The sequence below is a fragment of the Thalassotalea psychrophila genome (assembly GCF_031583595.1).
Lineage (GTDB): Bacteria > Pseudomonadota > Gammaproteobacteria > Enterobacterales > Alteromonadaceae > Thalassotalea_A > Thalassotalea_A psychrophila.
The window spans coordinates 1,810,283-1,823,577 of the sequence record NZ_CP134145.1; the positions used below are offsets into that span (position 1 = coordinate 1,810,283).

General features: G+C 42.2%; 4 protein-coding genes. All 4 read left to right on the forward strand.

Going from position 1 to position 13,295, the window contains the following annotated elements:
• Positions 1-81 precede the first annotated feature (81 nt).
• The 4 genes from RGQ13_RS07435 to RGQ13_RS07450 all read left to right on the forward strand — a co-directional run bounded on the left by RGQ13_RS07435 (position 82) and on the right by RGQ13_RS07450 (position 13,283).
• Positions 82-4,122, forward strand: a complete 4,041-nt coding sequence (locus RGQ13_RS07435) for a S8 family serine peptidase (RefSeq protein WP_348392921.1) — start codon at positions 82-84, stop codon at positions 4,120-4,122.
• 17 nt (positions 4,123-4,139) lie between these two features.
• Positions 4,140-8,390 carry a S8 family serine peptidase gene (locus RGQ13_RS07440; RefSeq protein WP_348392922.1) on the forward strand — a complete coding sequence of 1,417 codons (4,251 nt, stop codon included), beginning with the start codon at positions 4,140-4,142 and terminating at the stop codon, positions 8,388-8,390.
• A 163-nt stretch (positions 8,391-8,553) separates the two neighbouring features.
• On the forward strand, positions 8,554-11,628 hold the full coding sequence (locus tag RGQ13_RS07445; protein WP_348392923.1) for a TonB-dependent receptor plug domain-containing protein: 3,075 nt from the start codon (positions 8,554-8,556) through the stop codon (positions 11,626-11,628).
• A gap of 539 nt (positions 11,629-12,167) precedes the next feature.
• The gene (locus tag RGQ13_RS07450; protein WP_348392924.1) at positions 12,168-13,283 is read left to right on the forward strand and encodes a saccharopine dehydrogenase family protein; all 1,116 of its coding nucleotides are present in this window, start codon (positions 12,168-12,170) and stop codon (positions 13,281-13,283) included.
• Positions 13,284-13,295: the final 12 nt, after the last annotated feature.

The window sequence follows — 13,295 nt, forward strand, 5'->3', positions numbered from 1 at the left end:
TAACCGCCTATTTTAACTGTATTTTGGTTAAAACAATGATTGTTCATCGTTGTATGGCGTAACTTTATAGGAACAAGAATTATGATGCTTAAATCATCAGCTCTTGCATTATTGGTAGCTACAGCGTTTTCAACATCCGCTGAAAACCATTCTCCAAGTACCCAGTATTTAGAGATTGGCGCAGAATCGGTTCCAGCGTTTGCAACTGCAGATAGCCAGCAACGAGCCGGATATGCAATTACCCTCAAATCGCAACCAGCCATAAATAACTACTATGTAGCCATTGGCCTGGATCGCAGCTCGGCCGTTGAATTAATCAGCGCTGAGCAAGACACATTACTAGCTGAATTATACGCCGCAGACCCTAGCGTTGACTTAATCAAGCGCCACCGCGCCGTAACTAATAGCATTTTCGTGCAAATGAATGCCGAGACGGCCGATAAGTTTTCTTCACATCCTATGGTTACCTCAATCAATACTGCCGAAAATTTATCGACGATTAGTTTGCAGGCTAAAGAAAGCCCATATGCGTCGTTAAGAGTGAACGATGCCGGTGACTCGGTTGTTGTTTCAATTATCGGCCAGGGTGTCGACTATACCCATAAATCGTTGGGTGGCAAGGGCACGCTACAAGCTTATTTAGATGCCTATGAAAACATCGGCAATGATTGGAGCGGATTTCCTAATGATGTCGTTATTGGCGGTTTCGATTTATTCTCTGAAGTCAGAACATACGATTATAACCCAATAGAATTTGCTAACGACTATACCGATGGGCGTGGTTACGAATATAAAGGTGGTTATGGCACCATGGCGGCATCGTTAATAAGGCAAGCCGCCCCTGATGCTAAAATTTTATCTTACAAAGCCCATGGCTTGCACTTTGGCGGCTCCGTCAGTATCGGCGCAACCCGAGCCAATCTTATAGCGGCCCTTGAATTTTCAATGGACCCTAATTTAGATGGTGATATGTCCGATGCTGCCGATATCATCTTAGTCAATGACTACTTTGGTGATGGTGCTTTTTATCGCGAAGGCGAATTGGGCGCGGATGGCTCACAAGTAGAAATACAAGCCTTACGTCAAGTCGCGGCTAGTGGTGCTTTGGTGGTTATTTCAGCCTCTGATAATAGTAAGTATTACAGTTTGGTCTTCGATGAAAATGGCGAAAAAATAATTGAAGATGGTAAGTACAAAACTGAATTTAAATATTATCATAGCTACTTTAACTATTCAGCTCGTGCCATAACCCCAGAAGCGCTATCGGTTGGTACATCATTAAAACAAGCAGACAATAGCTATAAAGTAGACCCTGCTTCAGCCATTGGTCCAAGCCGTGGCGACTCAGTGCTTAAACCGGATGTGTTATCGGTATTAGGCAAAACTGCCGGAGCAGCAATTACCAGCGGTACTGGTATTTGGGAAGTGGAAGGTACGCCGTTTTTATCTGCGGCAAAAGTTGCGGGTACTGCTGCTAGCATTATGCAAGCCAACCGCGAATTAGCACCGGCAGAAGTTAAGGCATTAATTGTTAATACCGCTAAAAGTGATATTGCCATGCCAAATTGGGGTGTGCCTCAAATTGGCGGTGGCCAGGTTAACCCATTAGCGGCTAACAGCTCTGCAGTGTTAATGTATGACCATGACAGCAAACAACCAAGCTTATATCTAGGCTTTCTTGCCACTGCTGGCCATCAGGCCGTTAGTCGCAATATTTTAATCAAAAATATCAGTGATGAACAACAAACCTACACCAGTGAAATTGTTGTCAATGGTGAAAAAACCAGTAATAACGCTTTAACATTTAGCTTCCCTAGCACCATTACACTTGCGCCACATTCACAGCAAATTGTGCCAGTAACGTTCAAACTTGATGCCAGTCACCTTGACCAAGGCTTAATCTCTTCAGGTGCAGATTACGCGATAGCAACGTGGGATAAAATGTCATTGCAAGGCAATATTGTTCTTACCCATGACGTTAATAAAGCTGCTTCTATTGAAATGCCGTGGCTGCTGCTACCAACAATGGCCACAGCTATGGAAGTTGATGATTCAGTGCAAGACTTTACGGCGCACCGAGTCATTGGCGACAATATCATTCCATTGCCATTTAATGCTGATATTAGAGATCACACTGAATATCCAGTTCGATTTACCAGCACTCAAACCGAATTAGTAAACGAGTCAACTGTTGCTCAGCAACTATACGCTATGCCGCTGTTTTTCCAACAACTTAGAAAACCACAGAAACTGGCTAATAACAATGGCCGTATCATTTCTGAGCTTGGCGGTGGTTATTACCCAGAAGCGCAATGTGAATCTGGACATAAACTGTCACTTATGGTGAGGTTTTTTGAACCACTTGATATGCCGAGATCGAACCATAGTGACCGTATAGGTAGTTTGTTATATGCGATAAAACTGTTCAGTAAACAAGGTGTTGAAGATGCCAACTTTAATAATTACATTCTTGGCACCATTCTTGGTACTACCCAGTTAACTGAACTTACTGTTAGGACCAAGGAAGATGGTACGGTTAGCAGTTTCTTCCACGATTTATCAATGCCTGAAGATAGAACTGATCGCTCTGCGCGTATAACAGAAATCGATTTGCCACTGGTGATCTCACCAAATCGTAAAACCTTGATCTCTAGTGTGTGTACTAACGACTTACACCACGACGATATTAATGAAGATACCTTTAACGATTACCTTGGCGTTATTGTTACAACAGACCGTTCTACCGTGCCTAGTGCCGATGAAGATGTGTTATTACATAACTTCAAACTTGGTGGTTTAATGCACACTACAGTAGAAGCACAACCAGAAGTTGAAGCCTGTGAAAACAATTTTGTTGAAGATTACCAAGGCAATTGTATTCGTATTTTTAATAACGACGTAACCGATCTTAGCATGGCAGATTATTTCTCTTTTGCACCAACCGAGCTTGCGCCAACTTGTACGCGAACTGGGTTTGGCGATACGGCATATACTTGTGCAATATCTCATGATCGTTTTATTGGAGCGTTGCAATTCAATTCACCTATTACTGAACCAGGCCAAATTATTTGTGATATAGACGCCGGTGATACGCTAGGACGTTGTATGCCTGAACAGATAAAATTTGATCAAAATTATGCTCATATTGGTCCAACAGATCTTCAGCTAAAAGGGATTTTAGCCCCTGTTGAGGTTTTGCCTGAAGGCAACACCTTATATTCTGGTACCTTGATCAAAGTTGCCCATAAAAACTTTGAAGATCAGCAAGACTATGACTGGCAAGACAGCATATTGGTAGAGCCTGGTGCAAGAATTAGAGTGTCTTGGATCAATGATGATGCCTGTGAGCTGTTTGCTGACAGACAACGTTGTGGTGTTGGTGCGGCGTTATTTAACCCAACCACAGACTTTTTTGCTATCGCAGAGCCGCGTGGTTCAGTACCAGCAGTTGCTGCAGGGCAAAGATTTAGCATTAACGAAAACGCACCAAATGGTACTGTTATCGGCAAGCTAAAATGGAAAAACACTACCTTGCTTAATCTACCTGTCGTAGAGATGTTCTTATCTAGTGGTGAACTTTACCAGCCATTCCAAGTTTCTACCGATGGCATAATTTCGGTTCGAGACAGCAGTCAACTTAACCATGCGGCACTAGCCAGCTATCAGCTTAAGGTTCATGTAACCATGGGTAAAATTAGTGGTGGCAGCTATTCATTTACAATTAATGTAACGAATGATAACGACAATGCCCCAGTATTGCTTAGCGCGTTAACCGATATCGCACTTACCAAATATCAAGCTATGTCAGCAATAAATATTTCCTCTAACTTTAGCGATATTGACGGTGACAGGTTGGTATTTACCAGCGATAGCCTGCCAGCTGGGCTAATCATTAGCCGTGCTGGTGTGATCTCGGGTACACCTAGTGTATCTGGTAACTTTGCCGCTAAAATTCATGCCAGTGATGGCATGAACAGTTCAGTTGCTTATGTTGACTTTATTATTGAGGCTGGTGAGCAACAAAGCGCCGATGGTGCAGCGAATAATGCTAGCTCAAGCGGTGGCGCTATGGTTTACGGCTTATTGTGTCTAATGATGGTTTTCCGTCGTCGTTTTCACTAGCAATTAAGGAATTCATTGTGAAATTTAAATTAAAAGCAATCATCAAGGCATTACCCTTGATGATGATAGGTGCTAGTGCTAGTGCCAATGTTTTAGACAAAGAACCAGCAATGCTGGGCCACTTTGTTGAAGATGGTCTTAATAATACGATTTTGCGTACTAACGCAAATCAAGATGGAGTTAAGTCGTCAATAGATATAACCGCTCAGGTTAAGTCAACAATTAGCGACAGCTATTTTGTTATCCTTAACGGTGAGCCTTTAGCAAGCTACGATGGCACCGTTGCCGGGCTTGCTGCTACCAATGTATTAGCCAGTAAAAACACCAATATTACTGCTAAAGGCAAGCTAAACACCAAAAGTTTAGCCTCAAAGCGCTATAAAAGTTATCTTGCCGGTAAACAAAACGAAACAGAGTTGCACATTAACCTAAGGTTAAAGCGCCAGATTGATGTATCTCAGCGCTATGACACCGTATTGAATGGTTTTGCCACTAAATTAAGCAAAACTGAAGCGATGTTAGTACGTCAGCTCGACGGCGTTTTAGCTGTTGATAAAATAGAAATGGCTTATATCGATACCGACAGTGGCCCAAGTTTCACTGGCGCGGTAAACGCGTGGCAGGGTACGTATAATGACCAAGGCTCTCGCGGTGAAGGCATGGTTGTTGGTATTATTGACTCGGGTATTGCGTCATATTTACACCGAGTTGAAGATATACTAGACACTGATAATTTACCTTCATTTAATCCGTCATTTGCAGCTGAAGTTGATGAAGATGGTGATGGTGAAATTGATTTTGTTCATAGCAACCCAAGAGAAAATAACGACTATTTAGGCGATTGTGTTGACCTTCCTAACTGGTGTAATGACAAACTTATTGGCGTTTACGGAGTTGGCTTTTTAGGCTCTGATGAGTTGGTGGCTGAGTATAATCCAGACCAGCCGTTATTTGCTGATTATGGTGGTCAGCGAAATTATACCGGCCAAGATACTAATGGTCATGGTACTCACGTTGCCTCTACAGCGGCCGGAAGTGTGGTGCTCAATGTACAAACTGAAGGCGAAATTGGTGGTCAAGTGCCAGACATTTACCCAAATGATTTTGTTTTTGACAAAATTAGCGGTGTTGCGCCACGAGCGAATATAATTTCGTATCAGGTATGTGATAGAAATGGTGGCTGTTTCCCTAATTTAGCATTTGAGGCGATTGAACTTGCCATTAATGACGGTGTTGATGTTATTAATTATTCAATTAGTGGTGCTCCGAGTTCACCTTGGTACGACTGGCTTGCATTAGCGTATTTAAATGCCCGTGAAGCTGGTGTTTGGGTTGCATCTGCAGCTGGTAATGATGGTTTTGGCGGACGCGGTACACTTCGTACACCAGGTAATGCTCCTTGGATAACCGGTGTTGCTGCTGTGACTCATGACCGTGGTTTTGAAGGAAAAACCTTAACCTTAGCCGGTGGCTCAGAAGATTTCGTGCTAGAAACTAATGTTTTTACCGGTGAGGGTGCTACTCGCGGCCTGGCTAGTACCGATGTTGTTTATGCCGCTGATATCGAACTTTCAACAGCGGTTGAAGAATTCGCCATTGCCGGCTCGTGTGCCATTGGCTCGCTTACCGCGGACGTTGTTAAAGATAAAGTCGTTGTTTGTAACCGTGGTGGCGTTGACAAAGACGATGTTCCGCTTACCAGGGCGGTAAAAAGTTTTAGTCTGTATGAACTTGGCGCTAAAGGCTTGGTTTTAGTTAATACTAAAAGCACCACTGACAATATCGTCAGCGATATGCATTCATTGCCTGCCGTTCACCTTAATAAGAAAGATGGTAAAATTCTTCTCGAGTGGTTGGCCGAAGGCGAAGGCCATCAAGTGGCAATGTCTGATTCTAAATTGATCAGCAGCACTAGTTTTGATGAAGACCAAGACTTTAGTGGCTTGATGGGTGGATTTTCCTCACAGGGTCCTGACTTGTTCTCACCAGATTACCTAGTACCACACATTTCTGCCCCAGGGGTAGGTATTTTAGGCTCAGGTCTTGGTAAAGACATGCAAGACTTTGCTGTGGCTCCAAAAAATAAAACTCAGCAAGATCAAGTGTATAAATCCGGTACATCAATGGCATCACCGCACGTTGCCGGTATGTTCTTGTTGATGAAGTCTGCTCACCCAGAATGGACACCAGCAGAAGGCCAATCGGCATTAATGCTTACCGCAGGCAGCAATACCAAAGTTGTAGGTCCACTCATAAAGGGCAAACAAACCTTTGTTACTGCTAATTTTCATTCATCGGGTGCCGGCCTGGCTCGTGTTGATTTGGCCATAGAAACTGGTTTGATTATGCATGAAACCATACAAGGTTACCGTGACGCAGATCCGTTTGGCGATCTTTCTTCTATGCAATTACCTTCTGCTCCGGGTGAAATCGCTGTGCCTGCTGATGAAGGTATACGAGGTATTGAAAAAGAAGTATCGGCTACTTGGCACGGTGATACCACGCGAATGAATCTTGCCAGTATGGCTAAGGGCGCATGTATTGATAGCTGTAGCTGGACCCGTACCCTAAAAGCCACCAAAGCGGCGACTTGGCAGGTAAGTTACTCTTATAACTCTAAAGGTATGACCTTAAGTAGTGATAAAGACGGCGCAAGCATTGCACTTAGCGCAGGTGAAGAGTTTACCATTACCGTGACTGCCACGGTAGATGAAAACTTAGATTCTTACTGGTCAGATGGCCGGGTAATCTTAACGTCTAACGACGCCAACATTCCAGCCGTTTCATTACCGGTTACGGTAAATTTTGTTGCTGGTTCAGTACCAGATTTATTAGAAATTACCGCCCATCGTGATACCGGCTCGGTTGAATTGCCAGATGTTGTTACCGTCGGTACCACCGACTTTACTGCTGACCCATCGCGTCTTGCTAAGGCGAAGATTTACAGTGCCGAAATCAAACGTGCTGCAGAGCCTTATAAGATTGTTGAAGAGCTTGGCGTAGTGTCGTATTCAATGCCGCTTACCATCCCAGCTCGCAGTGAACGCGTTATTATTCAAATTTTAGAAACTAGCTCACCAGACCTTGATGTATATCTTGGTCAGGATTTGGATTTGGATGGTCAGTTTGACCGTGGCGAAAACCACGTCACCATGGTAGCAGCCACTGGAAAAGCACTTGAAAAACTAGATTATGATTTTCCTGTTCCAGGTGATTATTGGTTGATGATCCATAACTTTGGTAATCAGTTTAATGACTCCAAGCATGATCGATTTGACCCGGAAAGTGCCGAAATTATTGACACTATTAAGTTCGCTGTTGCGGTAGTTGAACCTGACTATGACGATGATGCAAATCATGAGTTTAAAGTTAAGGCAGATAAACAGGCTTACCCTAACTCAAATATTCCGGTAACCGTTAGCTGGGAAAAAGACATGGAAAAAGATGACCTGCTGTTTGGTAGTGTATTTTTCAGTACGTCTGAAGACCTGCCATTTAACATTGGTGTAACCCGAGTTGATATTTCTCGCGGCCAAGACGATGTTGAGCTGACTTTAGCGACAAATGACATTGAAGTGGAGATGGCTGCATTTAATATTCGCTTTATGGCAAACAACACCGCAGAGCAAAAAGTCTATCAAATGACGATGGAATTAGCTTCTGGTGCAGTGTTAGAGCAATTGTTACTAAACGGCGAAACATTTGATCACACTCAAACGGGCAATAGCATCACTTGGACTTATACCCAAGCAGCCAATGCCGCGAGTGAGACGGTATCGTTAGTAATCAACTACGCTGAAATTTCAGGTTTAACCGATATTACCCCAGTGGTTAGCTCTGTACTTAATGACAGTGATTATGTGCAAGTTTCTAACAGTCTTACTCCAGTTATTGTCGCAGGTAAGCCCGTAGCAGAAGTTGTAGCATCTAACACTTACGCAGCTGAAAATGAGCAAATAACCTTAACTGCTAATGTTACTGATGCAGTTATCGATAACCCTGAGTTGAGCTATGAATGGCGACAAGTGAGCGGCCAAGACCTAGCTTTCTCTAATGATTGGGACAGCATTAGCTTTACCACGCCTACAACGAACAAAGATTTGGAATTTGTATTTGAATTAGTAGTGAATAATTCTGAGCGCAATTCAGATCCTGTTCTGACAACTGTTTATATTGATGTTGAAGACAGTGGTTCAGCAGGTAGCACCGGTTTTATCTGGTTTGCGATCACCTTAATGGCATTAGTTATTCGCCGTAAATCGATTTAACTATCTAACGCATAAATCTATAGCAAAAAATAAACAATGTTACTAAGGCTGACGCTTCGGCACGAAGCCTTGGTACCTACATAATAAAACATAAACAAATATAAGACGTAAAAACGTATTAATCGTTAACACGTTACATTTAAAAATATTTAGGGAAAAGAAAGTGAAAAATTTAAATTTTTTAACCTCTAGCATTCGCGCCGCACTTGTTGTTGGTGTTATTGGTGGCTTTAGTGCCACCGCATTCGCTCAACAAGATGAAGTGAGCGAAGTAGAAGTTGAACAACTGACTGAACAAGGCTCTACCACCGAAACTGAAGCAGAGCAAGAGATTGAAGTTGTTGAAGTTACCGGTTCTCGCATTAAAGCGAATACCCTTGAAGGTGTAACCCCTGTAACGGTTATTTCTGCTGATGAAATGATCAAAAAAGGCTTTGCCACGGCGTTTGATGCCTTAAAAGATTTAACCCAAAACACTGGTGCCACGCAAGGTGCAGAAGCTGGTGCCTCTGGTGGTTTTACCCCGAATGCCCAGTCGGTAAGTTTACGTGGTTTAGGTAATAACCAGGTATTAGTCCTAGTTAACGGTCGTCGTGTTTCTGATTACCCCGCGCCATACAATGGTGCGTCAAACTTTGTTAACTTATCTTCAATCCCAATGGCGGCGATTGCTCGTATTGATATTTTAACCTCGGGTGCATCAGCCATTTATGGCTCAGATGCGGTTGCTGGTGTTATGAATATCATCACCAAGAAAGATGTAGAAGATACTACGTTTAGCGCTAAAATCGGTACTACCACAGAAGGCGGCGGTGACGAAGGTCGCTTCCAGCTTGTGTCTGGCATTAGCGGTGATGATTACTCGGTAACATTTGCTGCTGAATATCAAAAACAAGACCCTATTTTTTCTGCTGACCGTGACTTTATGGACTCAGTTGACGACGGTCCTGCAGGTCGTACTTACTTAGACCGTGGTATTGTTATTGTTGATGAAATGGCATCACGTGGTTTTTACCCTGATGACGAAGAAACTGAAGATGTAGACGAAAGTGTTTCTTGGTATCGCGACCCAACTGAAAGATTATGTCAGGCCTCAGGCTCTGGTTATGAATATACTGATCGTATTATCAATACCGATGATGATGATGATGAAAATGATTTCAACTACGGTAACTACTGTGGTGTAGATTTATCTGGTACTCGTACGCTTCGAAACGAGCGTGAAACAACATCGTTGTATGTAAGCAGTATTTACGATTTAACCGACGAAACGTCAATTTACGCTGACGTAATGTATTCACAGCAAGACGCATTTGTGCAAGGCGGTTTCCATTTTGTAAATGCCGAAATTATCGACTTTGTTGGTGATGGTACTGGTAATATGGCTGTGTTAGAAGAGCCGATATATCAAGGTGATTTCGAAGGTGCGGCCGATTATGACTGGCGTACTGAGCAGCGCCTATTTGCTCAGCATGAACTGGGCTTTAAAGGCAGCAATATTGAGGACACTGGTTTACAAGTCAATACAGGCATTAAAGGTATTGTTTTTGAAGAATATGATTGGGAACTTTCATTTAGCCGTAGTGAAAGCACTAGTGATAAATACTCTAGCTTACTAAAAGAAGAAAAAGTTGCAGAGCTTTATCTGGGCGAGCACAATGTACATCAAGTGTGGTTGGACCAAGGTTTAGAACACTATGATGGCACTGGTACAGTTGACTTATATGCACCGGTAACGGGTGAAATTCGCGATGAATTAGTTGGCATGCAAGTAACGAATGCCGATTCGTATTCAAATACTGTGTCGGCATTAATTACCGGACCATTAGCTGAATTACCGGCAGGGGATATGTACTTTGCCTTAATAGCCGAGTGGAACAAACAAGGCTATGATATTACCCTTGATGACCGCACGTTAAACAATGACGGTATGGGCTGGTATCAAAACACCGGAACCGAAGGTAATGGTGAACGTGAACGTTACGCCCTAGGTTTAGAATTACAATTCCCAATTTTAGAAAATCTTAGCGCTCAGGTTGCTGGACGTTATGACCAATACGATGATGAGACTACCGATATTGGTGGCCGTTTCTCACCACAAGTGGGCTTAGAGTATCGTCCAAGTGACAGCTTATTAGTTCGTGGTAACTGGGGTAAGAGTTTCCGTGCACCAGATATGCACCGAGTATTTGCGACCGAGGGTGGTTACTACTCGTCAGGTGCCGATTTATCAACTTGTGAAGACCAATTCTACGATGATCAAAAAGACGATGATGGCGATTGGAAGGATCCTGATAACATCGAAAAATATGAACCAACTGAAAGCCCGTGTCGTTCAGAATCTATTAAAGGTAACAGCTCTGGCTCGAAAACTTTAGAAGAAGAAGAAGGTACAAACTATGGTGTCGGTTTTGTTTGGGATATTACCAATAGCTTAAATCTAAGTCTTGATTGGTATAATATTGAAATTGAACATTTAGTATTAGGTGAATCAATTCAAACCATATTATCGAATGACTTTTATTGTAAACCTCGTCAAACTGAAGATGAAGATGGCGAAAATTACTACCCGTATGAGCAAAATGATCGTCAAGATATAGTTCCTGGTAGTAAGATGTGTGGCGATAATGCCAGTAAGATCGTGCGCTCAGACAGTGAAAGCACAATTGGTTTAGGCTCAACTATTGAAACGGTTAAAACTTCGCACATCAATGCTGCTAAGCAAACCACTGAAGGCCTTGATGCCAAAGTTGCTTATCATTTTGAAAGTGAACTAGGTGACTGGTACTTTAACCTAGCATGGACTCACACGTTAGATTCAACGTTCCAGACTGACGAAGAAAGTGAAGAAATTCATACTCGCGATTTATGGTGGAACTCTACTGCTCGCTCTACTATGAATGGCTCGGTTACTTGGGCTATTGAAGATCTTTCAGTTAGTTTCAGTGGTCGCCGTACTGGCTCTATCCCAATTAATAATCCACCAGCTGAATTTGGTGATGAAGACAGTTATTATTACCAAAAAGTTGATCGTTTAGACCCTTGGTACACATTTAACTTAACGTCGACTTATAATTGGTCTGATAACGTTATGGTTCGTGGTCAAGTGATTAATATCTTTAACCCTAAACCACCTAAAGATGATACTCATTATTCATGGCCTTACTATAACGGTGGCCAATATGGTGGTGCATCAATAGGTCGTTCTGTTTACGCAGAAATGTCTTATACGTTCTAACAACATGAACAAAGCAATGAGTTAACTTAACCGTTGTTTAACTTTAAAAATCCCAGACAAAACTGTCTGGGATTTTTTACTTCAGGAATGCAAACTGCCATGGACAGTTTTATTCCACATCCCCGGCAATTGCTACCTCGATAATTTCTCCTCGATAACCGCTCCTGCGTTATTCTACTTACATACATCCATGTATTAATGCATTATTTTACCTACGTACGACCTGTACTAGTGCTTTGTTCTAATATACAACGTCCTTGTTAAAAATGTGATCACGGCATTCATTTCTTCCTGTAAATCATAGCAATAGATTTGCACCATCAAGGAAACGAAATTTTAAATAGTTAATAAGCTTTTTTCATAAATCACCCATTGGGGTGATTCTGAATTGTGCTTAAACGTTTAGCGTTAATAGCACAAATTAAAATAATTTTAAAAGTCGTTATCGTATCTAAACAACGTCCACTCTTGTTAACTTCTAGGAGTTTCTGAAGAGGCATTGTTAGATTGATACGCTACAAAACCTGAAGGAAAAAGTTATGACAAATAAATCTGTAGTGTTATATGGTGCAAGTGGTTATACCGGAAAATTAGTCGCAGAATTTTTACGTGAATATGGTATTTCATTTATTGCAGCTGGTCGAAATGCTGAAAAAATTGAAGCTGCAATGGCCACGGTTCCGGGAATTGAAACCGCAGATTATGAAGTTGTACAAGTAGAGCACACCAAAGAAGCGCTAACTGAACTGTTTAAAGGCGCAAAAGTTGTTTGTAATACTGTTGGTCCATTTATGTATTTTGGTCAGCCTGTAGTTGAAGCCGCATTAGAAGCTGATTGTCATTATTTAGATACAGGTGGTGAAATGAACTTCATCACTAAAATACAAGAAGAGTTAGGACCAAAATTCGCTAAAAAGAATTTAGTTTTAGCACCAGGCACATCCTATATGTATACCTCGCTAGAAATTGGTGCGCGTATGGTGTTAGAGCAAGGGCAAATTGATACCTTAAATTGTCTTACCGCGCCTACCTTAGTGCCAACCGTTGGTTCATTCCAAACTATTTTTGCCATGTTCAGTATTGCCGAACAATCATTTAAGCTAGAAAATAACCAGCGTGTGATCTGGCCTGTAGCGAAAGGCTATGAAGTGAGCATCCCTGGTCGTGCCGATACCTTGCTAGCACACCCTTGGGGTGGTGGTATGTTGCCGCTTTATTTTGAACATGATCCTCGCGTGCGCAATGTGCAACAATTAACAGCAACTCAAAACCGCGCGATGATGGAAATGGTTTTGGATTTGCAAAATACCTATGAAAATGAGATCAAGCATTTACCGGCAGACGAAAAAGCTGCGAAGTTAGCTGAATACGGTAATAGCATGCAAGCAACTATGCCGCCACGAGAAAACAAACTTGTGCATCGTTGCCTTGATGTTGTTCATGGTAGTGGTTCGTTTGATTCAGTCACCTGTGAAGTACGAACGTCGTGTGGATACTTAACCACCGGTGCTTTACAAGCCGCAACTGCTAGCTCGTTAATTGGCGGATTACAAAAAACATCTGGTTTTTCATCAGCTTGTCAAGCTGTTGGTCATAATGAATTAGCAAACCAACTGAAAAGTTTTGGTTTGGTTGACTATAAAATTATCAAATAATAGGGGATAGCA

What these genes read in the sequence shown, in the direction of transcription:
- RGQ13_RS07450 (WP_348392924.1), top strand. Translation starts at nt 12,168, where the DNA reads ATGACAAATAAATCTGTAGTGTTATATGGTGCAAGTGGTTATACCGGA.
- RGQ13_RS07435 (WP_348392921.1), top strand. Translation starts at nt 82, where the DNA reads ATGATGCTTAAATCATCAGCTCTTGCATTATTGGTAGCTACAGCGTTT.